Source organism: Flavobacterium phycosphaerae, assembly GCF_010119235.1.
Taxonomy (GTDB): Bacteria; Bacteroidota; Bacteroidia; order Flavobacteriales; family Flavobacteriaceae; genus Flavobacterium; species Flavobacterium phycosphaerae.
The window spans coordinates 782,895-806,273 of the sequence record NZ_JAAATZ010000001.1 but is presented as its reverse complement, the minus strand read 5'-3'; the positions used below and the strand labels follow the sequence as shown (position 1 = coordinate 806,273).

Here is a 23,379-nt window from a genome sequence, read left to right as displayed (position 1 = left end):
ATAGCTATTTAATAAATACATAAACAATGTCAAAAGCAATAGGAAAAGTTTCGCAAATCATTGGTCCCGTAGTAGACGTAGTCTTTGATAATAAAGACGTTGAATTGCCAAAAATTTATGATTCGTTAGAAATCGTTAATGCAAATGGTTCAAAATTAATACTTGAAGTACAATCTCACATTGGAGAGAATACCGTTCGTACCATCTCTATGGAAGCAACTGACGGTTTGAGCAGAGGTACAGCTGTAACAGCTACCGGTGCTCCAATTCAAATGCCAATCGGTGCGGATGTCTACGGTAGATTATTTAATGTAGTAGGAGATGCTATTGATGGTTTGGGAGATTTACCAAAAGAAGGCGCTAACGGGATGCCAATCCACAAACAAGCACCTAAATTCGAAGATTTATCAACATCAACGGAAGTTTTATTTACAGGGATTAAAGTAATCGATTTGATTGAGCCTTACGCAAAAGGAGGTAAAATTGGATTGTTCGGTGGTGCCGGAGTAGGTAAAACAGTATTGATTCAAGAGTTGATTAACAATATTGCCAAAGGTCACGGTGGTCTTTCTGTATTCGCTGGAGTAGGAGAAAGAACTCGTGAAGGAAATGACTTGCTTCGTGAGATGTTAGAGTCAGGCATTATCAAATATGGTGAAGATTTCATGCACTCTATGGAAAATGGAGGATGGGATTTATCCAAAGTAGACAAACCGGGAATGAGAGAGTCAAAAGCTACTTTCGTATTCGGACAAATGAATGAGCCACCTGGAGCTAGAGCACGTGTTGCTTTATCAGGTTTATCTATTGCGGAATATTTCCGTGACGGAGCCGGTTCTGACCAAGGAAAAGACGTATTGTTCTTCGTTGATAACATCTTCCGTTTTACACAAGCGGGTTCTGAGGTATCGGCGTTATTAGGACGTATGCCTTCTGCGGTAGGATACCAACCAACTTTGGCAACAGAGATGGGGGCAATGCAAGAGCGTATTACTTCTACTAAAAAAGGATCTATTACTTCAGTACAAGCGGTATACGTACCTGCGGATGACTTAACCGACCCGGCACCGGCAACTACCTTTGCCCACTTGGATGCTACAACGGTATTGTCTCGTAAAATTGCTGAGTTAGGTATTTATCCTGCAGTAGATCCATTGGATTCTACTTCAAGAATCTTGACTCCACTTATCTTAGGTAACGAGCATTATGATTGTGCTCAAAGAGTAAAAGAGATTCTTCAAAAATACAAACAATTACAAGACATCATCGCCATCTTAGGTATGGAAGAGTTGTCTGAAGAAGATAAATTAGCCGTATCAAGAGCGCGTCGTGTTCAACGTTTCTTGTCTCAACCATTCCACGTAGCGGAGCAATTTACCGGTATTCCTGGAGTTTTGGTTGATATCAAAGACACCATCAAAGGATTCAACATGATTATTGATGGAGAATTAGACCACTTACCTGAAGCAGCCTTCAACCTTAAAGGAACTATTGAAGATGCTATCGAGGCTGGTCAAAAAATGTTAGCTGAAGCTTAATATAGTTATAAGTTATGAGTTATGAGTCATGAGTTTTTACTCTAATTCATAACTCATAATTCATAATTCATAACTCAAAAAATTATGATTTTAGAAATAGTATCACCGGAAGCTACATTATTCAAAGGCGAAGTTACTTCGGTTTCTTTACCGGGTGTAGACGGTTCGTTCCAAATTTTGAACAACCACGCACCTATAGTTTCTATCTTAAAACAAGGTACCGTGAAAATAGCGGCCAACAGTTTTAAATTTGATAAAGAAGTGGCAGAGAAGTTTACCAAAATAAACGACCAAAACTACACTTTGGACATCCAATCAGGAACTATTGAAATGAAAGACAATAGAGTAATTGTGTTAGCCGACTAATACGATTCAAAATAAAAGAGAAAGCCTGACAGTTATGTTGGGCTTTTTTATTTGTATAGATTTTGCTAAAACAAAAGTACCTGACAGCCACTGGCTGTCCTCCTTTTAATTTCAAATGGGCTAGTTTTATTTCACTTTTTTAAGTGCTTTTATGACTAACGAGCCCAACGCATAAGCTTCTGCCGCAAGACCAACAATCAAGACATAGTTAGCAAATTCAGAATGATAAATTTTCAATAGGGCTCCAATAATAACCAGTACCATTCCAAGTACCATAATGGTGAGTTCTTTTTTCATAAGTGTTTTTATTTAGTTTCGTTTACATATTCTAAAATATCTCCGGGCTGACATTCCAGTATCTCGCAAATGGCCTCCAGAGTTGAGAAGCGCACCGCTTTAGCCTTTCCGGTTTTCAGGATAGAAAGATTTGCTGTGGTAATGCCAATCCTTTCCGCCAGCTCATTAGACCGCATTTTGCGCTTGGCCAACATCACATCCAAATTTAAAATGATAGGCATGATTTATATCGTTAATTCGTTTTCTTCTTTCATGTTTTTAGCAATGGTAAATACTTCCGAGAGTACTTTGAAAAACAATCCCAAAGCCAATAAGTATAAAAATGGACCAAAACCAATTTCAATTCCTACTTTGTTATGCATTTTTTTGGTCAGTAAGTCGGCCAACAAATAAAGTGCAGAACCACCAATGATATAGGTGCCTATTTTACTCAACAACAGTATGGTTTGCTCCTCAAAAATTAATCGCTTCGAGAAGTCGGTCAATAGCTTTCGGAAATAATACAAAGCTACCAGCAATACTCCAAAGTTAATCAGGTCAATTACCAATACGGCTTTGCCCATCGGCTGGGTAAGGTCAACTGTATCGCCAATCAAAGTTACCGGTACATCAAACGTGTCTTTGTCAATTACGATCATGCCGGCAAACAGTATGGCTAAGGGATAACAGATAAGAGATAGCACCCAAACATAGTCAACAATAGTTTTTAAAATTTGTAATTTTCTCATGGTTATTAGCGTTTTAGTTTCAGCAAATATAAAAAATTATTGATAAACAATAATAAATAAATAAAAAACAATAATTATTTTAAGAACGAATCCTAAATCGTTCCTTATATTTGTAGTGATGAAACTCCCAAAAACACTTCAGGAAAAACTCCATCAACGCGAAGCCAATAACGCTTTGCGTAAGTTACCGCTTGCCAATACTTGGATCGATTTTGCTTCGAATGATTACATTGGGTTTGCCCATAACACATCAATTTTCGAGGCGACGCATCAGTACCTTTTAGATCAAAATATAAAGATAAACGGCGCCACCGGTTCCCGTTTGATTTCAGGAAACCATGAATTGTATAGCAAAGCTGAATCGTTTATTGCAACATTTCATCAAAGCGAAGAAGCCCTGATTTTCAACTCCGGCTACGATGCTAATGTAGGTTTCTTTAGCTCTGTGCCGCAACGGAAGGATGTGATTTTGTATGACGAACTTTGCCACGCTTCCATTCGTGACGGTATTCAAATGAGCAATGCTAAAGCCTATAAATTTGGACACAATGATTTGGAAGATTTGGAACGCTTGTTACAACGATGTCAAGCCGAGTTTGTTGAAGTTTATATTGTTACCGAGAGTGTTTTTTCAATGGACGGCGATTGCCCCAACTTGGAACAACTCGTTCAATTAACCCAAAAATATAACGTTTACTTAGTGATCGATGAAGCACATGCACTGGGTGTTTTCGGAGCGCAAGGTGAAGGATTAGTGCAAAGTTTAGGGTTGCAAGACCAAGTTTTTGCTCGCATCATGACTTTCGGCAAAGGTTTAGGTTGTCACGGGGCCGCCATTATAGGAAGTAAGGAATTAAAAAATTATTTAATCAACTTCGCCCGAAGTTTTATATACACCACCGGCTTATCACCTCATGCTGTAGCAACAATTTTTACCGCTTACAAGCATTTGGGCAATGAGGTAGAAACCCTTCAATCGTTAAAAGATAACATCGTTTTCTTCAATCAGGAAAAGTTGCGATTGGGATTAAAACCGTTGTTTGTTTACAGCAAATCGGCCATACAATGTGCTATCATTCCCGGAAATGATAAAGTAAAAAGCATCGCCGCTCAACTCCAACATAAAGGGTTTGACGTCAAACCTATCTTATCCCCACAGTGCCCGAAGGACAAGAACGCCTCCGCTTTTGTTTACACAGTTACAATTCCGAAAAAGAAATTAGTGAGGTCTTAGAATTGTTGAGTACTTTTGTTTTTGGAACACAGATGAGGCAGATTTGACGGATTTACACCAATGACCGCAAAGATTTAAATAATCTGTGAAAATCAGTCCAATCAGTGTCATTCGTGTTCAGACTAAACTAACTTTTGACGTCAAACCTATCTTATCCCCCACAGTGCCCGAAGGACAAGAATGCCTCCGCTTTTGCTTACACAGTTACAATTCCGAAAAAGAAATTAGTGAGGTCTTAGAATTGTTGAGTACTTTTGTTTTTGGAACACAGATGAGGCAGATTTGACGGATTTACACCAATTTAAGATGACAAATTTTTTACATAAAAAACTAAGTGATTCAATATTGAAAAGTTATTATGAGGTGTATAATAATTTAGGGTATGGTTTTCTTGAAAAAGTGTATCAAAATGCGATGTATTTGGAGTTGAAGAATCAAGGATATGAGGTTGAAGCGCAAAAGCAAATCAAGGTTTGTTATAAAGAAATAGTGGTTGGGGAATATTATGCAGATTTACTAATAGAGAACAGCATAATTTTAGAACTCAAAGCTTGTGAATGTTTAATGGATGCGCACAAAGCACAACTCATCAATTACTTGAAAGCAACAGATATAGAAGTTGGATTGTTATTAAATTTTGGCGAAACACCTGAATTCAAAAGATTTATTTACACCAATGACCGCAAAAAATTAAAATAATCAGTGAAAATCAGTCTAATCCATGTCGTCTGTGTTCCTGCTTTACGAACTTAACGGTTAAATTAATATCATGAAACTATTCATCACAGGCATAGGCACCGATGTTGGCAAAACAGTCGCCTCAGCCATTGTTACCCAAGCCTTAGAAGCCGATTACTGGAAACCCATACAAGCCGGCGATTTGGACCATTCCGACAGCCATAAAGTTAAAAAGTATATAGCTAATACGAAGTCGGTTTTTCACCCCAACGCCTATGCTTTGAATACTCCCGCAAGTCCTCATTTGGCAGCGGAGATAGACGGTATTAGTATTGATTTAAAAAAAATAGCCGAACCCAAGACCGACAATCATTTAGTCATTGAAGGAGCCGGTGGCGTATTGGTGCCGCTCAATGATAACGATTGTGTTATCGATTTAATCCAAAAAGACTATAAGGTTGTTGTGGTTTCCCGACATTATTTAGGCAGTATCAACCATACGTTGCTGGCTATTGAAGCCCTGCAAAACCGAAAAATAAAAGTAGCCGGCATCATTTTTTCGGGTGACGAAAACCAAGCTACCGAAACCATTATACTTAACAAAACCGGTATCAACTGCATTGGCCGAATTGATAACGAACCTTATTTTGACGCCAATGTGATTGCCTATTACGCTGATAAATTCAGAGACAATCTCTTAAAATTATAAGTATGAATCTATCTGAAAGAGACCAACAATACAACTGGCATCCCTATACACAACACAAAACTATCGGACTGCTTCCGGCCATTGTGAAAGGCGAAGGGGCTTTGCTTTGGGATGAAACCGGTAAAGAATATATTGATGCCATTGCCTCGTGGTGGGTCAACCCCTACGGGCATTCCAACAAAGTGATTGCCGAGGCGATTTATGCTCAGTTAACGACTTTAGAGCACGTGCTTTTTGGCGGCTTTACCCACGATAAAGCGGTGCAGTTGTCAGAAAAGCTGATGACTATTTTGCCCAACAACCAAAAGAAATTATTTTACTCCGATAACGGTTCGACTGCGGTTGAAATTGCACTGAAAGGCGCCTTACAATATTTTTACAACAAAGGGGAAAAACGCACCAAGGTTATCGCTTTTGAAGACGCTTTTCACGGTGATACTTTTGGAGCTATGGCTGCCAGTGGCATATCTTTTTTTACCGAAGCTTTCAAAGGGTCATTGTTAGAAGTTGTGCGTATTCCGGTGCCTACTGTGGGGAATGAAGCCCGTAGTTTGCAGGTTTTACAGGATTTGATTGCTACTCAAGACTTTGCGGCTTTTATTTTTGAGCCTTTGGTACAAGGTGCTGCGGGGATGGTGATGTATGACGCTAAGGTGTTAGACGAAATGATTTCGCTTTGCCAAAAACATCAGGTGTTTACCATAGCCGATGAAGTGATGACAGGCTTCGGGAAAACAGGAAAGACGTTTGCTACCGATTATTTAGTTACTAAACCGGATATGATGTGCTTGTCAAAAGCGCTGACCGGCGGTACCATTCCGATGGCGATTACCACTTTTACTCAGGAACTTTTTGACGGATTTTATAATGATGATGTCAACAAAGCCTTGTTTCACGGTCATACTTTTACAGCCAATCCAACGGGTTGTGCGGCAGCTTTGGCCAGTATAGCACTTTTGGAAACGGCTGAAATGCAAAACAATATCGCTCGAATACACAACCAACATTTGGCCTTTGCAACCAAAATTAAAACGCATCCTAAAGTAAAAACTACTCGCGTTTTGGGCGTTATTTTTGCCTTAGAAATTAAGACCGAAACCAATGAAAGTTACTATGGCTCGATGCGAAATAAACTCTACAACTTCTTTATTGAGCAAGGCGTAATCCTGCGTCCGGTTGGGAATATTGTTTATATTTTGCCGCCTTATGTAATGACCGATAAGCAATTAGAAAAAGTCTATGCGATTGTCGAAAAAGCCATTGATATGGTTTAATTTTGCATCATAAGAACAGTCTGCTTTGAAAACCAAAATTGCCATAACTTCTCTCGCTTCTCTTTCGCCATTGGGACATACTCCCGATGAAATTTGGAACGAATACCTTTCGCCCAAAACCTTGATAGCTGCTAAAGCATTTGATGGGAAAGAGCAATTGGTGGCAACCCTACCGGAGCGTATTAGAACTGAGATTCAAGCGTTGCGAAATGAAGACAGCAAATACAAAGCCTTAGACGAAACGGTCTTGATGGCTATCCTTACTTCGCGCAAAGCTATAGCTGATGCAGGTTGGCAACGGGGCGATGATTTCGGAATTAATATTGGCTCCTCGCGAGGCGCTACCCGGTTGTTTGAAAAGCATCACCTTGAATTTATTGAAACCGGAAAAACGGCCACCTTGTCTTCGCCCACTACTACTTTGGGCAATATATCTTCATGGGTGGCACACGATTTAAAGTCTCAAGGACCCGAAATATCCCATTCGATTACGTGTTCAACGGCGTTGCATGCTGTTTTGAATGCGGCGGCTTGGCTGCAATCGGGTATGGCGAGTAAGTTTTTGGTGGGTGGGAGTGAAGCCCCTTTGACACCTTTTACTTTGGCCCAAATGAATGCTTTAAAAATATACGCCAAAGAAAATCAGGCTTATCCTTGTCGCGCTTTTGATTTGACTAAAACCAAAAATTCAATGGTGCTGGGCGAAGGGGCAGCAATGGCTTGTTTAGAATTGGGCGAAAAGCAAAATGCCCTAGGCTACATCAGCGGAATTGGTTTTGCTACGGATGAATTAGAGCACAATATTTCTATTTCGGAAGAAGCACAATGTTTTCAAAAATCAATGCAGATGGCCTTGAAAGATACACCGTTAGAAACGGTTGATGCCATTGTGATGCACGCACCGGGAACGGTAAAAGGCGATACTTCGGAATATAAAGCCATACAAAAAGTCTTTGGTCAACCACTTCCTATGCTTACCACCAACAAATGGAAAATCGGACACACTTTCGGCGCTTCCGGAATCCTTAGTATGGAGTTGGCGCTTTTGATGATGCAGCACAATACCTTTATTGGCGTGCCTTTTGGCGAAACTCAATTGCCAAGAAAAGACATCAAAAAAGTCCTGATTAATGCCGTAGGGTTTGGGGGCAATGCAGTGAGTGTTTTACTGACTAAATAGTAGTTACCGTTCACCGGCACTTCGACAGGCTCAGTGTGACATTTTCTTTCTTATTGTATTTCGGTTTTAGTTTTAGGCACTTCGACTCCCGATAGTTATTGGGACAGTGTGATATTTTCTTTCTTATTGTATTTGGGTTTGCTTTGAGGCACTTCGACAGGCTCAGTGTGACATTTTCTTTCTTATTGTATTTCGGTTTTAGTTTTAGGCACTTCGACTCCCGATAGTGGGACAGTGTGATATTTTCTTTCTTATTGTATTTGGGTTTGCTTTGAGGTACTTCGACAGGCTCAGTGTGACATTTTCTTTCTTATTGTATTTTGCTTTTAGTTTTAGGCACTTTGACTCCCGATAGTTGGGACAGTGTGATATTTTTATTTCTTACTGCTTCTTTTTCATTCCGGTATTGAATCTAGTTATACGAGTAGCAAGTCAAGTTACACGAGTAGCAGGTACAATAACAAAGTGAGGAGTAGCAATTACATCTTCAGTAGGTGTAGTTACAAGATGATGAGGTACAGTTACGTCTTCAGGAGGTGTAGTTACAAGGTGAGGAGATGCAGTTACAAAGTAAGGAAGCATAGTTACAAAGTGAGGAGGTACAGTTACAAGGTGATGAGGTGCAGTTACAAGGTGAGGAGGTGTAGTTACAAAACAGTGTCTAGCCCTTATAGGTTGAGACTTAAGCTTCTTTTTTAGGTGATATTTATCGCTTAATTTACCAAATGACTTCAAGCTATTAAAAATATAAATTGTGTTACCTTATTTTCTACTAACAGACTTCAAATGGTGTATAGAAATTTAGGCTTCAAATTTTAGAAAAAGTTCTTGAATTATAGAGGGTAAACGCTTGCGCCTAACAAGAAAAGAAGGCTTACATAGCACCTGCAGCCGATTCTAAAGCTTTGACTTTTTCGTATACCCAATCACTTTCCCAGCCTTTGCGCAGTAGGTAGTCACAAAACTTCTTGCGCTTTTTGAGTTGGTTTTTTTCCAAAATACCGTCCCAAGCTCTTTCGGCTAATTTTTCAAAGGTTTCTATGTATTCTTCTTCGGTGATTTCGGTAAGGGCCAGCTTGATATTGGGAGCAGTAATTTGCCGTTGCTTTAATTCGTTTACGATTCGGTTTTTACCCCAACACTTGATGCGGTGTTTCCCTCGGGCAAAGCTGCGGGCAAAGCGCTCTTCGTTAAGAAAATTGTTTTCAATGAGGGACACGATTACTACATCATCGTAGGGTTTTTGAACACCTAACTGTTTTATTTTCAGGGCTACTTCCTGATGACAGCGTTCCTGATAGGCACAGTATTGTTCTAACTTTTTGAGGGCTTCGGCTAAGGATAGTTTTTCGGGCATTTTTATGGGTAGTGCTTGCAGTTACAAATGTACTAAATTAGGATTTATAGGGTTACAGTATAAAAAAGAAATGTAATTCTTATAAAAATAAAAATAAAATCGAAGCCAAAAAGACCAAAAACGTAAATAAAAACCTTATTTTGGTGCTCAGGGGCGAAAATGTTAAAAAACACCCCGATTTATTAATAACTTCTTAACATGAAGCGCTTGTAATTTAGTAATTTAGGTGTAGTTTTGTTGTCCCCTTTTCTACCTATTGTGTCTTGACCTTTTTTTGTGCGCCAAAATTTGGTGCTTTGTCATGGAAATCAACGAAATAAATAATTCATTGTACAATGAAAATAAAGATACTTTTTATAGCGCTTTTAATGAGTGGACTTTCATGGGGGCAGGCTTTTACAGGAACATATGATTTTGCATCAGTAACAACGGGTTCTGGACTTACTGATCCGTCAACGGTGCCTACTGCAACCGGAGTTACCTTTGGGTCTTTTGTTTCCAATGTTGGAACTAATTCTTCCGCTGCAGGACGATTTTCATTTACTGGTTGGGACACAGGTGCAACTAATGGAAACGATGTTACCTTTTCGGGAGCAATAAACACTGGAAAGTATTATCAAGTGACCATCACACCAGCAGCCGGTTATACTCTAGATATTAATACTATTACATTTACTTCGCAAAGATCTGGAACAGGAATAAGACATTATGCGGTTCGTTCTTCTGTAGATACTTATGGAGCCAATTTGCCAGCAAGTATTTCACCTGCAAATGCGGCATTGTCTGTGGTTGCAACCAATGTTTTTAGAATAGTGCAAGATTCCAATACAGGTGCAAATACAGGAAGTACAATAACTCTTGATGCAAGTTATGATGCTCTTTCGAGTGCAACTACCTTTCGTTTTTATGGTTGGGATGCTGAAGGTTCGGGAGGAACGTTTAGTATTGATAACGTAGTTTTTACCGGAGTTGCTAGTTCATGTCCGGCCACAGTAGCTGGTTCTATCACCTTGTTTTCATCAACTTGTGGTTCGTCTACGTTGACTTATGGAGGAGCAGATGCGGCTCAATGTTATTGGCAAACGAGTTCAACAGGAACCACAATGGGTCCGGGCAATATTGCTACGTCTAATTACACCACAGGCACTTCAGGAACATATTATGTGAGAAATTATAATGGAACTTGTTGGTCTTCAACTTATGCTTCATCAACCATTACCATAAGCAATAACCCGTCTCTTACGAGTAGTCCGTCTAATTCATCTATATCCGAAACCAGTAACACCAGTTTTAGTGTAACCAACACCAATTCGGCCACTTACCAATGGCAGGTGGATTATGATGGAGATGGTAATTTTGATGCTACAGTAGTTAATGGTGGCGTTTATACCGGGGCTACAACTGCTACTTTAACCTTGACCAATGTGCCGCTTACCATGAATGGGTATAAATACAAATGCATCATAACGGCTTTGGCGCCTTGTGCCGGGTTTGACATTTCAACTGTAGCCACCTTAACCGTAACGCCTTTATACAGCAGTGCTTCTGATTTGTTGTATGTAGCAGGTTCTTCGGCAGTTACTATTTCGAGTACTATGAATGATGCTGCTCCATTAACTTCAAGCACCGGTGTGCAGGCCATGCAGTTTTTATTGCGTGACGGAGGAGCTACTACTGATTCAGATACTTTACCAACGACTTTGACCGGTTTTACTATAGCACAAGTTTCTAATACCGCTACCGATTGGTCTGCCGCTATTAAAACCATCGCTTTATTTGACGGAACTACCTATGTGGCTGATGGCGTAGTGTCAGCTTCCAACATAGTATTTTCAGGATTAAATATTGTTGCTGCTGATGGCGGTAGCAAAACCTTATCGTTAAGAATGTCATTAAAATGTCCGTTAGGGTCAGTTGTAGACGGTGAATATTTTGGATTCTCAATAAGCAATGTTACCACTACTGTTTTAGCCACGGGTTCTCACATGACTACCTTCACGGCTGTTAAAAATGCACCGGCTACCGGAGGCACACTCAAAATAGATGTGGCGGCTACTAAATTAGCTTTCACTACACAACCTGCGAATACCGGAGTAAATACTGCTATGTCAAACGTAGTGGTTAAAGCTACTGATGCTTGTGGTAATGTAGATAAAGATTTTACGGGTACAGTTTCATTAGCCAGCTCAGGAACGATGACTGCAGTAACGCCGGTGGCCGCAGTGGCCGGGGTGGTTACTTTTTCTAATATTACTCATACGGCTACAGGTACCGGATTGCAACTGACGGCAACAGCTTCGGGGGTAACAGCCGGGACCAGTACTACTTTTGAAATAGGTGTGGTTACCGTTTTACAACCGGGAGATATAGCTATTTTAGCTTTTAACACAGCATTAGCCAGTGGAGATGATGAAATTAGTTTTGTAGCATTTGTTGATATTACACCGGGAACTCGCATTGATATGACGGATAATGCTTATCAGAAATGTGGTACTCCAAACGGATGGGGTATATCAGAAGGTTGGATACGCATTGAAAGAGCTAATACAACCTTAACCAAAGGTACTATTGTTACGGTTAACGTAAACAATTCGGGTGTAGCCTCTGTTGTTTCTCCTGACCCGTCTAATTGGGTATGCAGTAAACCACAACCCGCTTCACAAGGAACATTTAATCTAAACAATACAGGAGAACAAATATTTTTCTTGAGTGGTGGAACGGTTGGAGGTACAAATGCTTCGACTGCTACTTCGGACGGTGGAACTTATTCGGGCAATTTCTTATACGGATTTAATACCAAAGGAAATGTTTGGACACCTATTTGTGGCAATTCAGCTGCCGGAGGAACTCAAAACTCAGATAAGCCAACCAATTTTGATTGTTTTTTAACTTGGCCAACTGCTCAAGCAGATTTAAATAAATATACAGGTCCTATGACAGTGGCAACACAGCGCGACTGGGTTTCAAGAATTAGTAACTCCTCAAACTGGACAGGCTATGCCGACAATACTGCCTATAATGCAGGGCCAAATTTTTATGGTGCTTCAATATCAATTTCAATTGGTGGGTATTCAAATGGTGTTTGGATTGGTGATAATAATACCAATTGGTTTGACTGTTCCAATTGGCAATCACGCAAAGTACCGGATGAGACCGTTAACGTTGTTGTTGGTACGAGTGCTATGCAAGGAGTTGTGATAGATGCTACAGCAGCTAGTGCCAGTTCTTTCAATTATCTTGCCAAATCCAAAGACCTTACGGTTTCAAATTATAACCTTAAATTAGAAGGTAGCACCAGCAATATATTAGAAGTTCATGGTAATGTTCTTATCAATTCTACCGGTGCCATTGATATGGACGACAGCACTTCAGCCGATGACGGTATCATCAAACTATATGGTGACTGGAATAACAGTGTTAGCAATGCCGCCTTTTCGGAAGGAAACGGAACGGTACAATTTGTTGGGACACTACCACAAACTATCAGTAGTGTAGCTGCCGAGGGAACAGAGGTTTTCTATAACGTGGTTTTGGATAATAATTTTGATACAGCTGTATCCAATGATTTAATTGCTTCGGGCGATTTGACCGTAAAAACAGGACGAACAGTGAGTATTGATTCTAATGGGTTTATCAAAGCTTACAAAAAACTAGATCACAGCGGTACATTTACTATTGAAGATAATGGACAGTTTATTCAGGTGGATGATACCGATGCTAATGTGGGAACGTATAACAGTACTACTTTCAAAGTAAAACGAATTGCCAATGTTAATCAAAATGACTATGTGTATTGGTCATCGCCAACCAATGCTTTTGACCAAACCAACATCTTGTCTAACGGGATGCGTTTGATTTGGAATACAACATACGCTAATGCAGATACTCAAGGAAATTGGAATTGGGCTTCAACCGAAATAGGTTATCCGGCTATGACCAAAGGAAAAGGCTATGCGATTGCTGTGCCAAATACTTCACCGGCCAGACCAACGGCTGCTGCGCAACAACTGACTACTTTTACAGGTAAGCCTAATAATGGGTCGTTTACTTTCCCAATAACCAAAGGAACTATCACGGCCGATTTTACCAATGCCGCCGGAGTACCAACTACCAAGTATGATGATAACTGGAATTTAGTTGGAAATCCTTATCCGTCAGCTATTGATGCGGAGAAGTTTTTACAATTAAATACTGCAGCCATTGAAGGAACAGTATGGATTTGGAAACACGGTCAGGCCCCTACTTCGACTACTAATCCGTTCTATCAAAACTTCAGTTATAATTATTATACTTCTGATTATTGCAAGTACAATAAACTGGGAGCTTCAGATACTGATTTTGCCGGAAAAATTGCTTCCGGACAAGGCTTTATGGTTAATATGTTGGAAAGCTTTGTTGGCTCAAATACTACCATAACGTTCAATAACAGTTTACGAAGTGACGCTGCTTCGGTTACCAATCCTTATGCTCCTTACGACAATACGGATTTCTACAGAACAGCCAATAACAATACAGATAATCTAGGCGTTGTTGAAGAGAAAAGCAGAATTTGGATGGATATTTTTAACAACACTTCCAATGAAACCGATACTACGTTGTTAGGTTATTCTACTAATTCAACACTGGAAAAAGATCATTTTTATGATGCTATATTTGTGCCTCGCGGTTCAGTAAGTTTCTACTCGCTTATCAATGATGAAACCTTTATCATACAAGGGCGTCCGCTTCCGTTTGATAAAGAAGATAAGGTGCCAATGGGAGTCAATATTACTACAGCCGGAAATCATACTATTGCCATCAAAAAAACGGACGGTATTTTTGCTGAAGACACTCCTATTTATTTAGAAGATAAATTGCTGAATATCATTCATGATTTAAAACAAGCTCCTTATGTTTTCAATAGCCCGAAAGGAACTTTTAATAATCGTTTCGTAGTGCGTTATACCAATGAATCATTAGGTAACGATGATTTTGATGCTATCGATCACAATGTAGTAGTGTCAACCCGTAACGGTGAATTGACCATCAACTCTTATATAGAGAACTTGGCTGAGGTAACGGTTTACGATATTTTAGGCAGACAACTACTGGAAGCTAAAAACATTGCCAACAATGTGTTTGTTACTTCTAACATATCAGCAAGCCAACAAGCTTTATTGGTAAAAATCAAATTGGCTAACGGAACTGTAGTTACCCGAAAAATTATACTTTAATAAGTAAGGAATGAAATAAAAAAAAGGCTGATTGATTCAGCCTTTTTTTATTGGTATTTGTTGGTGTTTTCTATGGCCTTTTGGTTTTTATATTCAATCCATTGCTGGCCTTTCCATTTTCGCATAACGGTGTCAAAGTGACGCATTATAAAAACATTATAGGCGGCTTTAGATAAATTGGTAATGCTGGTTGGAAAAGCCCTCAAACTCATCGAAAAACCCGGAGTAACATAGTTCATATAATGCCAATATCCTTCGGGCATGTAGAGCATTTCGCCATGCTTTAGTTCGGCAACCAAGCCTTTTGCTTTTTTTAGTGCCGGCCATTTATCAAAGTCGGGATTGTCAAAATCAATATCTTCCCGTGAGATTAAGGCGTGTGGGACTTTATATAAATACGGTGTTTGGTCGGGAGCAAAAAGCATACATCTTTTAGTGCCATGAAAATGAAAATGCAGGATATTGGAGTAATCGATATCGTAGTGCATAAAAACTTTAGCGTTTTCTCCGCCAAAAAACAACATAGGCAACTGCTTTACCAGTTTAAGGCCAATGTCGGGCCATTTAAAATCCTCTTGTAAGGAAGGCACTTCTTTGATTAGATTGTAGAGAAAGATGCGGTAATTGGTAGGTTTTGATTGCAGCAAATCAATATAGTCTGCCATTTTCATTTGAGCATGGGCTTCGTTAAAACCATCTTTGTGCGAAACCGGTCTGTCATCATAGAGTGGCACCATTTTATCGCCGGCCACTGTTTTAATATAGTTCAAATACCACTTGTCATAAGCCGGCCAGTCCGTAGTTAATTGTTCGATAACCACCGGTTTTTGTTTTTTAACATAGTGGTTGTAGAAGTCTTCTTTGCTAATTGTTTTTATGCGTTCAATTTCTGACAGTGCTAACGCCATAGATAGTTGAATAAAGTGAATTACAAAAAAAATGCTCTCAGCTTGAGAGCTAAGAGCAAAGTTAAAAAAGGTTTACCAAAAAGTAAAAAGAGTTATGTTAAAATCCTATTTCCCTTTGGTTGAGGCTTCTAAGTTTCTTTCAATACTATGGCCCGGTCTGGTCCATTTTGGTTTTTCGCCTAATGATTGGAAAGCTGAATCTTCAGCTTCAACGGTTTTAGGCTGCATTATTTTGATGAAAGGTTTTTGTGCTACCAGTCCAAGTGTTTCAAACATTTTCATGTCTTCGTTTACGTCCGGATTTGGCGTAGTCAATAATTTGTCGCCGGCAAAAATAGAGTTGGCTCCGGCAAAGAAGCACATAGCTTGTCCTTCGCGTGACATTTCGGTTCTTCCTGCGGAAAGGCGTACTTGGGTTTCGGGCATTATGATACGGGTAGTGGCTACCATACGAATCATTTCCCAGATTTCAACCGGTTTTTCGCTTTCCATAGGAGTGCCTTCTACAGCCACTAAGGCATTGATAGGCACCGATTCTGGTTGTGGATTTAAAGTTGAAAGTGCTACCAACATTCCGGCGCGGTCTTCAATGCTTTCTCCCATCCCAATGATCCCTCCGCTGCAAACCGTTACATTGGTTTTACGAACGTTTTCAATGGTGTTTAATCGGTCTTCAAAACCGCGGGTAGAAATTACTTCTTTATAATAATCTTCAGAGGTGTCTAAGTTGTGGTTGTAAGCATATAATCCGGCTTCGGCTAAACGTTGCGCTTGATTTTCGGTTAACATACCCAAGGTGCAACATACTTCCATGTCTAGTTTGTTGATGGTTCTTACCATTTCCAAAACTTGATCAAACTCTTCGCCATCTCTAACATTTCGCCAGGCAGCACCCATACAAACACGTGAGGAACCATTTGATTTGGCACGAAGCGCTTGTGCTTTTACCTGACTTACCGTCATCAAATCGTTTCCTTCTATTTTAGTTTGGTAACGGGCTGCTTGTGGGCAATAGCCACAGTCTTCGGGACAGCCGCCGGTTTTTATAGATAATAAAGTAGATACTTGAACTACGTTAGGATCGTGGTGTTCTCTATGGATAGAAGCTGCTTCGTAAAGCAAATCCATTAGCGGTTTGTTGTATATCGCGATGATTTCTTCTTTAGTCCAATTGTGTTTGGTAATACTCATAGTGCCATTTTTGATGCACCAAAAGTAGTTAATTTGTTATTAAGTTACAATATTATGGACTGTTAAAGGGAAGTATTAATTTGCGGTTGACATTTTTTTTCTCCAGAACTGCATGGCAACAAAAACTAGTATCAGTGCCGAGGCTATTCCTTCAAAAAGTACCCCAATACAGTATTCGTTGGCTGTTGGTTTGCCTCCGAATAACATTTCGCCTGATAAGTTGTTGGTGATGTACTGGTCACCCCCTCGGAGGTAAATGTAGGTTAGTAGTCCGCCAATGCTGAGCAATACTCCGATAATGGCTGTTGTTCCGGCAGAAAGTAAATTGGTTACATAGCCTGATTTTCCTTCTTTAATGTTAGAATCTAAAGTTCTGGCAATTCCATAAAAAACAAAAGCCGCATTGAAGGCTCTTAGAAATAGGATGTTTGATAAACCGAAAAACTCCATGATAAAAAAGTAGAGGGCAATTCCGGCGAAGATTATGATTCCGTTTGCAAATTCTTTTGGCAATTTCATCTTAATAGGTTTTTGTGTGAGTAAATAAAAATATCCTGTCAAATTTAAGAAAATATCTTTGATAGTTTGATTACTTTAACAAATAAGAAAGAGATAGTGTAAGTAAAATGGGTGAAAATTGAATTATTTCAATTGGTCAAAATAACTTTGAGCAGTGGCTTTGTCTATACCCAACTGATTTTTGAGTGCGTCAAGGGATTCGAATTTTTGTTCGGCACGCATTCGTTTTAAAAGAGAAACGGTAATTTTTTGGTTGTAAAGATCTTTGTTGAAATCAAAAAAATGAATTTCTATAGTTTGAGTGGTACCGTCTACAGTTGGGCGATTGCCGATATTCATCATTCCAAAAACTGTTTTCCCGTCAATATTGCTTTGGGCAATGTAAACTCCGTTGGAAGGAATCAGTTTATAATCTTCCTCAATTTTTATGTTGGCGGTGGGATAGCCAATGGTTCGGCCCAACTGTTTGCCTTTAGATACTGTTCCTGTCAAAGAGTAGTTGTAGCCTAAATAGTCGTTGGCCAGTTCAACCTCACCTTCTTCCAGTGCTTTTCTGATTTTGGTAGAGCTGACAGAAACTTCATTGATTTCTTTAACCGAAATTTGTTCAACTTCAAAACCATAGGTTTCGCCAAACTGAATTAAGTCGTCAATATTGGCGGTTCGGTTCCGGCCAAAGCGGTGATCGTGGCCAATGATGATTTTCTTTAGTTTGAAGGTTTCTACTAAAACTTCTTTAACAAATTCTTCAGCGGTGAGTCTTGAAAATTCTTTGTCAAAAGGATGCACTACCAGATGGTCTATGCCTAAGTTTTCGAGTAAAGTTATTTTTTCCTCCAGCGTATTGAGCTGTTTCATTTCGGTGCTCTCCTGCAGAATGGTTCTCGGATGCGGAAAAAAGTAAGTACCAAACTCTCACAATCAAGGTCATGTGCATTAGTTATAATTTGGTCCAGTATTTTTTTGTGACCCAAATGCACACCGTCAAAAGTACCGATAGTCACTATGGTAGGTTTTGAACCTTTGAAGGATGATATGGAATGGACTATTTTCAAGGAAACTAAAATTCGTGGCGAAGTTAAACTAATGCATTTACATTTCAAATTAAATGAGCGGGCTTATTCTACACTTGTAGTTTTGATTTTTTGTGGCACACTATCCTGATGAAAATTTATTGCTAAGGTCACTTTCCCTGATTGGCGGGATATGTTCAGGCTTCCGTTTGTTATTTTGAAAACGCCATTTTGTCCTCGGCAATAGCAATAACGGCCAAACAGCATTTTGGTTTTTTGCAGTTCATTATTGGTAAGGTTGAATTCAAAATCACCTTGCGGAATTTCAAAAAGCAGTTCTTCTCTTAAACCACCGTCATAAGCAGCTTGGTCCATATCGATTTCGTAACTGTACTGAATAACATCAGTTGTGGTGTTGGTTTTTAGTTCGTAGGCCAGACTGTTGTTTTTGGTGGTAGTGTCGATGCTTTTGTTTTTTAAAAGCGAGAGGGTTTCGTTTCCGTTTTTAAAAAGAGTGGTTTTTAAAATGATATTTCCATTTGTTGCTTTTTTTTGACTGCAACAAGAAGAAAGACATATGCCTAAAGAAAGGATTAGAATTGATAAAGAAAGTTTCATGAGAGTAAAGTTTAGCGTAATAAGGTAATTTTCTTATCAAGAAAAACAAAGATAAAAAAAGGAAAGTTACGCAAGGTATAGCCGGTAAGTTTATTCTAAAACAATAAATAATTTATAACTGTAATATTGGTTGAAAAGAGTATCAGTGCCCTAAATGACTGAAAGACGACTAGTAGGTAGGGTAATCCTGGTTTGGTTTGTTATCATTTGTCATTGATAGTTTGAACACAGCAAAGGCTTAATGGTTTTCCTAAAAAATTATGAATTTTCGACTATATGTTAAATTTAGTTAGAAACCATTCAAAAAAGTGGGTTACGATTTGTAATATGTTGAAAGATAATTATCTTTGGCTTCTTTTATTAACCAAAAAATACCATGAAAAAACACTACGTATTATTGATTTTTATGTTTTCTCTTAGCCAGGTTTTTGCGCAAAGAAATAACCCTTGGCAAGTTTTAGACAACGAAACTTCAATTACATCAGAAAAGGTTAAGGAAACACCTTACTCCGAAAATCAAAAACTATTACAATTTAATACTGCCGTTTTCCAAACGGTTTTGGCGACAGTAGCTGACAGAGCTTCAGGACAACCCGGAACAGAGTTTTTATTGCCAAATGTAGAGGGTCAATTAGAAAAATTTCTAGTTTGGGAATCTTCTAACTTTGAGCCTGAATTGCAGACAAAATACCCAAATATCAGAGCCTATGTCGGAAGAGGTGTTACTGATCCAACAGCACGATTAAATTTTAGTTTTTCACCGTTAGGTATTCAAACTATGGTGTTCAGAGCTGATTCAGGAGCTGAATATATTGAGCCTTATACAAAAGACAGATCAGTTTATGTGATTTTTGATGCTAAAACCAGAATCAGCAACGGGTCAAAATTTGCCTGTACAACAGATGATGATGCTTTGACACAACAATTGAAAAATAGTGTGTCAGTACAATCAAGTGCCCAAATCTATAAAACAATGCGTTTGGCGTTGTCTTGTACGGCTGAATACACTACTTATTTTGGAGGTACTGTAGCCGGAGCTTTAGCCGGAATGAACAATACCATGACCCGTGTTAATGCTGTAATGGAAAATGATTTGGCTGTGAAATTATTGATTATTGCCAACAATGATTTAGTGATTTATACTAATGCGGCGACTGACCCTTATTCTACAGTGACCGGAAATCAAGCGCCTGCTGCTTGGAATACACAAGTTCAAAATGCACTAACTAATGTGTTAGGAAATGCCGCTTATGATATTGGGCACTTATTTGGAGCCAGTGGTGGTGGTGGAAATGCAGGCTGTGTAGGTTGTGTGTGTGTTGATGATACTGCCAGCACAACCGATAAAAACAAAGGAAGCGGATATACTTCTCCTTATGACGGGATTCCTGCTGGGGATAATTTTGATATTGACTATGTAGCTCATGAAATGGGACACCAACTGGGAGCTAACCATACTTTTTCTTATGGTGGAGTTGGGTGTAGCAGTGGTCAATGTGAAGATTCAAGTGTAAATGTGGAGCCGGGAAGTGGTTCAACTATCATGGGATATGCCGGGATTACGGGGTCTACTGATGTTCAAGCCCATTCCGATGCGTATTATGCTTTCAAGAGTATTTCTCAAATCCAATCTAACTTACAATCAAAAACCTGTCCTATATCTTATAACACTACTACAACACCGGCTTATACCAATACAAAACCTACAGTTAGTAGTGGTGGTAATATAAGCATTCCAATAGGTACAGCTTTTAAATTAGTAGGGTCAGGTACCGGAACTTCAGGAGAAGTTTTGACTTACTGTTGGGAAGATAACAATGATGCTACTATAATTAGTGCAGCGGATTCGATGCCATCACCAACTAAAACGGATGGACCGAACTTCAGATCAAGAGTACCAAGCGCCTCACCGGTAAGATACATGCCTGCTTTAGCCAGTGTATTGGCGGGGACTTTAACAACCACTTGGGAAACCGTTTCTACTGTTGGCAGAACTTTGAGTTTTGGATTAACGGTTAGAGATAACGTCTTGAATGGTGGACAAACAAACAGTATTGCTAAAATAGTAACAGTGAATGCAAATGCAGGACCTTTTGTAGTAACCTCTCAAAGTACTACCGGAGTAAACTGGACACCGGCTACCACAGAAACCATCACTTGGGATGTGGCTAACACTACCATTTTAGCAGGTTCTACCAATGTAAATATTAAATTGTCTACTGACGGAGGTTTAAATTTTGACACTGTTTTAGCTACTGATACACCTAATGACGGTTCAGAAACCATTACTGTTCCTAATGTTAGTGCATTAAATTGTAGAATCATGATTGAACCAACGGCTAATTTCTATTGGGCTGTTAACTCAAAAGCATTTTCTATCGGTGCAACTTGTCATGCTTATTCTATTTCACCTAATGCCGCTATTGCTGATGCTACCGTTGCTAATACAGCCGGTGTAGTTACCACTTCTGTTTTAAATGTACAGGATGATGTGACCATCAGTAATTTGAAAGTAAATCTTAAAATTAATCATACCAAAACAGGAGATTTAGTAGTGAAAATTCTTCACCCAGACGGAACTATAAGAACCTTATGGAACAAGAACTGTAACACCGGAACTTACTCAGGAATTGATATCACTTTCGCAGATGGTTCAGGTGCTATCAGTTGTGCCAGTCCATCCACCGGAACACACAATGCAGCGCAGTCATCACTTGCTTTGGCCGGTTATAATGGTAAATCTTCTTTAGGAAACTGGACATTAACTGTTACCGATAATAATCCTACCAATACCGGAACTTTAGTTTCTTGGGGAATTGATTTGGGATGTACATTGGCAACCAATTCTTATGAAATTTCAGATTTAACAATTTACCCAAATCCTAACAAAGGAAATTTCAATATACAGTTTAGTAATGCTGCTTCGAATGAAATAAAAGTTAATGTATTTGATATGAGCGGAAGAAAAATATTTGAAAATAACTATACCGGACAAGGGACTTTCAACGAAAACATTCAATTAAACCATGCTCAGGCAGGAGTTTATTTGGTTAATGTTTCTGACGGTAACCGAAAAATGGTAAAACGTATAATTATCGAATAATATAATTGATAATTAAATGATTACAAATGATGAGGCTCTATATTGATTTCCTCATTATTTGTAATAAAAATTATGAATTGACAAACAATTGTTTAAATTTGGCTCTTTAAAAAAATAAAAATACCTTAAAAATGAAATTAAAAGTACTTTTCGTGTTACTCGTTTTTCAAATGAGTTTTGCACAGCATAGAACTTGCGGTACGCAAGCCTTAATGCAACAAATCATGGCAAACCCTGTGTCAAGACAAATTCACCTTGATAATCAGGCAAAATTTGAATTAGAGTTGCAAAATGAAACACTAAACAAAAACAGCAATGCTACTAATAGTACAGCGGCTGCACTAATTACAATTCCGGTAGCTGTTCACTTTCCTTCAGCAGGTGCTGCTTCAGCCACGGTTAAAACTTGTTTGAGAAACTTTGCTCAAACTCAAATTAATATTTTAAATGCGGATTATAACGCAGCCAATGCCGACATTTCAAATTGGGCGGCTGATGCTCCTTATTATCCAATGGTTACCAGTGTTGGTAATTTAAATGTTAAGTTTGTTTTAGCTACTGTCAACCACCCGGCAGGATCAGGTATAGCGGAAGGAACCGTTGCGGTAACTTTTGGAACCGATTTCCTTTCTAACGCTGACTCTGATAGTACTTGGGCTGGATATTTGAATTTAGTATGTAGAAATATATCAGGTGGAATTCTTGGTTATTCTCCTCTTGGAGGTTCGCCTTCAGCCGGTGAAACGGTTGTTATTGATAACAATGCGTTTGGTTCAGGAAGTGGTTGTACCGGTTATGTACCAGGTGCTCCATACAATTTAGGAAGAACTCTTACTCACGAATTAGGTCACTTTTTTAATTTAGATCACACCTTTAATGGTTGTGGTACTAACTGTAGCACTCAAGGAGACAAAGTATGTGATACACCAGCTTTAGGAACTGAAAATTATGATTGTCCGGCTGCAGGTGATGTAGCAGGATGTGTGCCTGATCAATATGCCTTAACTATGAACTACATGGATTATGTTAATGATGCTTGTATGTATATGTTCACTCTTGGTCAAGAAAATAGAATGAGAACTTATTATAATGCTATTGCTCTTGAATTTAAAACTGATGTTTTAGCCAACACTAAATTTGTAGAAAACACCTTTAGCTTGTATCCAAATCCAAATAAAGGAAGCTTTACGATTGAATTTAAAGAATTAACAGGAAGCTATTCTGTTGAAGTATTTGATGTTGCCGGTCAAACTATTTATGAAAATAATTATGATCAATCAGCTGGTTTAACTCAGACCATCAATTTACAAAACACTAGTACAGGTGTTTACTTTATCAACATTAAAACAGAGAATGGATTGGTAACTAAAAAATTACTTATTCAGTAATTATTTCACCAACAGTATAAAATAAAAAGCGCCATCTGATTCAGATGGCGCTTTTTTTATGATTA

At 38.9% G+C, this 23,379-nt stretch carries 17 protein-coding genes and 3 pseudogenes; 11 read left to right on the top strand and 9 right to left on the bottom strand.

The window, feature by feature from the left end; all coding sequences use genetic code 11:
* The first annotated feature begins 26 nt into the window (after positions 1–26).
* Positions 27–1,538, top strand: coding sequence for a F0F1 ATP synthase subunit beta (atpD, locus tag GUU89_RS03515; protein WP_162126625.1), 1,512 nt, complete (start codon positions 27–29; stop codon positions 1,536–1,538).
* A gap of 84 nt (positions 1,539–1,622) precedes the next feature.
* Positions 1,623–1,904, top strand: coding sequence for a F0F1 ATP synthase subunit epsilon (locus tag GUU89_RS03510; protein ID WP_162126624.1), 282 nt, complete (start codon positions 1,623–1,625; stop codon positions 1,902–1,904).
* 126 nt (positions 1,905–2,030) lie between these two features.
* On the opposite strand, the gene GUU89_RS03505 is transcribed toward GUU89_RS03510, so the two are convergent.
* The 3 genes from GUU89_RS03505 to GUU89_RS03495 are packed head-to-tail and all read right to left on the bottom strand — an operon-like array spanning position 2,031 to position 2,929.
* Positions 2,031–2,201 carry a GldL-related protein gene (locus tag GUU89_RS03505; RefSeq protein ID WP_162126623.1) on the bottom strand — a complete coding sequence of 57 codons (171 nt, stop codon included), beginning with the start codon at positions 2,199–2,201 and terminating at the stop codon, positions 2,031–2,033.
* An 8-nt stretch (positions 2,202–2,209) separates the two neighbouring features.
* Entirely contained in the window at positions 2,210–2,422 is a 213-nt protein-coding gene (locus GUU89_RS03500) for a helix-turn-helix domain-containing protein (protein WP_162126622.1), read from the bottom strand.
* Between the two features lie 3 nt (positions 2,423–2,425).
* Entirely contained in the window at positions 2,426–2,929 is a 504-nt protein-coding gene (locus tag GUU89_RS03495) for a DUF2975 domain-containing protein (protein ID WP_162126621.1), read from the bottom strand.
* 118 nt (positions 2,930–3,047) lie between these two features.
* Here GUU89_RS03495 and GUU89_RS03490 point away from each other — a divergent pair.
* From GUU89_RS03490 to GUU89_RS03470, 6 genes and pseudogenes are all read left to right on the top strand, one after another.
* Positions 3,048–4,210, top strand: a pseudogene (locus GUU89_RS03490) (aminotransferase class I/II-fold pyridoxal phosphate-dependent enzyme).
* 86 nt (positions 4,211–4,296) lie between these two features.
* Positions 4,297–4,449: pseudogene (locus GUU89_RS14940) on the top strand (aminotransferase class I/II-fold pyridoxal phosphate-dependent enzyme); the annotation flags it as partial.
* 20 nt (positions 4,450–4,469) lie between these two features.
* Positions 4,470–4,862, top strand: coding sequence for a GxxExxY protein (locus GUU89_RS03485; RefSeq protein WP_162126620.1), 393 nt, complete (start codon positions 4,470–4,472; stop codon positions 4,860–4,862).
* A gap of 70 nt (positions 4,863–4,932) precedes the next feature.
* The gene (bioD, locus tag GUU89_RS03480; protein ID WP_162126619.1) at positions 4,933–5,550 is read left to right on the top strand and encodes a dethiobiotin synthase; all 618 of its coding nucleotides are present in this window, start codon (positions 4,933–4,935) and stop codon (positions 5,548–5,550) included.
* Between the two features lie 2 nt (positions 5,551–5,552).
* Positions 5,553–6,824, top strand: coding sequence for an adenosylmethionine--8-amino-7-oxononanoate transaminase (gene bioA, locus GUU89_RS03475; protein ID WP_162126618.1), 1,272 nt, complete (start codon positions 5,553–5,555; stop codon positions 6,822–6,824).
* Between the two features lie 25 nt (positions 6,825–6,849).
* Positions 6,850–8,004 carry a beta-ketoacyl synthase N-terminal-like domain-containing protein gene (locus GUU89_RS03470; RefSeq protein WP_162126617.1) on the top strand — a complete coding sequence of 385 codons (1,155 nt, stop codon included), beginning with the start codon at positions 6,850–6,852 and terminating at the stop codon, positions 8,002–8,004.
* Positions 8,005–8,878: 874 nt separating this feature from the next.
* Here GUU89_RS03470 and GUU89_RS03465 read toward each other — a convergent pair.
* A complete protein-coding gene (locus tag GUU89_RS03465) occupies positions 8,879–9,361 on the bottom strand; it encodes a regulatory protein RecX (protein WP_162126616.1) in 483 nt (160 codons plus the stop codon).
* A gap of 368 nt (positions 9,362–9,729) precedes the next feature.
* Here GUU89_RS03465 and GUU89_RS03460 point away from each other — a divergent pair, with 368 nt between their 5' ends.
* Positions 9,730–14,574: a T9SS sorting signal type C domain-containing protein gene (locus GUU89_RS03460; RefSeq protein ID WP_162126615.1), complete on the top strand. Its 4,845-nt coding sequence runs from the start codon at positions 9,730–9,732 to the stop codon at positions 14,572–14,574.
* 47 nt (positions 14,575–14,621) lie between these two features.
* Here GUU89_RS03460 and GUU89_RS03455 read toward each other — a convergent pair whose 3' ends face one another.
* The 5 genes and pseudogenes from GUU89_RS03455 to GUU89_RS03435 form a co-directional block, all read right to left on the bottom strand.
* On the bottom strand, positions 14,622–15,482 hold the full coding sequence (locus GUU89_RS03455) for a cupin-like domain-containing protein (protein ID WP_162126614.1): 861 nt from the start codon (positions 15,480–15,482) through the stop codon (positions 14,622–14,624).
* Between the two features lie 105 nt (positions 15,483–15,587).
* Positions 15,588–16,673: a biotin synthase BioB gene (gene bioB, locus GUU89_RS03450; protein ID WP_162126613.1), complete on the bottom strand. Its 1,086-nt coding sequence runs from the start codon at positions 16,671–16,673 to the stop codon at positions 15,588–15,590.
* Between the two features lie 75 nt (positions 16,674–16,748).
* Positions 16,749–17,192, bottom strand: a complete 444-nt coding sequence (locus GUU89_RS03445; protein ID WP_162126612.1) for a hypothetical protein — start codon at positions 17,190–17,192, stop codon at positions 16,749–16,751.
* A 123-nt stretch (positions 17,193–17,315) separates the two neighbouring features.
* Positions 17,316–18,247, bottom strand: a pseudogene (locus GUU89_RS03440) (bifunctional riboflavin kinase/FAD synthetase).
* 63 nt (positions 18,248–18,310) lie between these two features.
* Entirely contained in the window at positions 18,311–18,823 is a 513-nt protein-coding gene (locus GUU89_RS03435; protein WP_162126611.1) for a hypothetical protein, read from the bottom strand.
* A gap of 376 nt (positions 18,824–19,199) precedes the next feature.
* Between GUU89_RS03435 and GUU89_RS03430 the strand changes: the two genes are divergently transcribed.
* Both GUU89_RS03430 and GUU89_RS03425 read left to right on the top strand, forming a co-directional pair.
* Positions 19,200–21,926 carry a zinc-dependent metalloprotease gene (locus tag GUU89_RS03430; protein WP_162126610.1) on the top strand — a complete coding sequence of 909 codons (2,727 nt, stop codon included), beginning with the start codon at positions 19,200–19,202 and terminating at the stop codon, positions 21,924–21,926.
* Between the two features lie 131 nt (positions 21,927–22,057).
* The gene (locus GUU89_RS03425; protein ID WP_162126609.1) at positions 22,058–23,314 is read left to right on the top strand and encodes a zinc-dependent metalloprotease; all 1,257 of its coding nucleotides are present in this window, start codon (positions 22,058–22,060) and stop codon (positions 23,312–23,314) included.
* Positions 23,315–23,379: the final 65 nt, after the last annotated feature.

Coding starts and splice junctions, on each gene's coding strand:
- atpD (WP_162126625.1), top strand. CDS start 27: ATGTCAAAAGCAATAGGAAAAGTTTCGCAAATCATTGGTCCCGTAGTA.
- GUU89_RS03485 (WP_162126620.1), top strand. CDS start 4,470: ATGACAAATTTTTTACATAAAAAACTAAGTGATTCAATATTGAAAAGT.
- GUU89_RS03510 (WP_162126624.1), top strand. CDS start 1,623: ATGATTTTAGAAATAGTATCACCGGAAGCTACATTATTCAAAGGCGAA.
- GUU89_RS03430 (WP_162126610.1), top strand. CDS start 19,200: ATGAAAAAACACTACGTATTATTGATTTTTATGTTTTCTCTTAGCCAG.
- GUU89_RS03505 (WP_162126623.1), bottom strand. CDS start 2,201: ATGAAAAAAGAACTCACCATTATGGTACTTGGAATGGTACTGGTTATT.
- GUU89_RS03445 (WP_162126612.1), bottom strand. CDS start 17,192: ATGAAATTGCCAAAAGAATTTGCAAACGGAATCATAATCTTCGCCGGA.
- GUU89_RS03455 (WP_162126614.1), bottom strand. CDS start 15,482: ATGGCGTTAGCACTGTCAGAAATTGAACGCATAAAAACAATTAGCAAA.
- GUU89_RS03465 (WP_162126616.1), bottom strand. CDS start 9,361: ATGCCCGAAAAACTATCCTTAGCCGAAGCCCTCAAAAAGTTAGAACAA.
- bioD (WP_162126619.1), top strand. CDS start 4,933: ATGAAACTATTCATCACAGGCATAGGCACCGATGTTGGCAAAACAGTC.
- GUU89_RS03435 (WP_162126611.1), bottom strand. CDS start 18,823: ATGAAACTTTCTTTATCAATTCTAATCCTTTCTTTAGGCATATGTCTT.
- GUU89_RS03460 (WP_162126615.1), top strand. CDS start 9,730: ATGAGTGGACTTTCATGGGGGCAGGCTTTTACAGGAACATATGATTTT.
- bioA (WP_162126618.1), top strand. CDS start 5,553: ATGAATCTATCTGAAAGAGACCAACAATACAACTGGCATCCCTATACA.
- bioB (WP_162126613.1), bottom strand. CDS start 16,673: ATGAGTATTACCAAACACAATTGGACTAAAGAAGAAATCATCGCGATA.
- GUU89_RS03500 (WP_162126622.1), bottom strand. CDS start 2,422: ATGCCTATCATTTTAAATTTGGATGTGATGTTGGCCAAGCGCAAAATG.
- GUU89_RS03425 (WP_162126609.1), top strand. CDS start 22,058: ATGAAATTAAAAGTACTTTTCGTGTTACTCGTTTTTCAAATGAGTTTT.
- GUU89_RS03495 (WP_162126621.1), bottom strand. CDS start 2,929: ATGAGAAAATTACAAATTTTAAAAACTATTGTTGACTATGTTTGGGTG.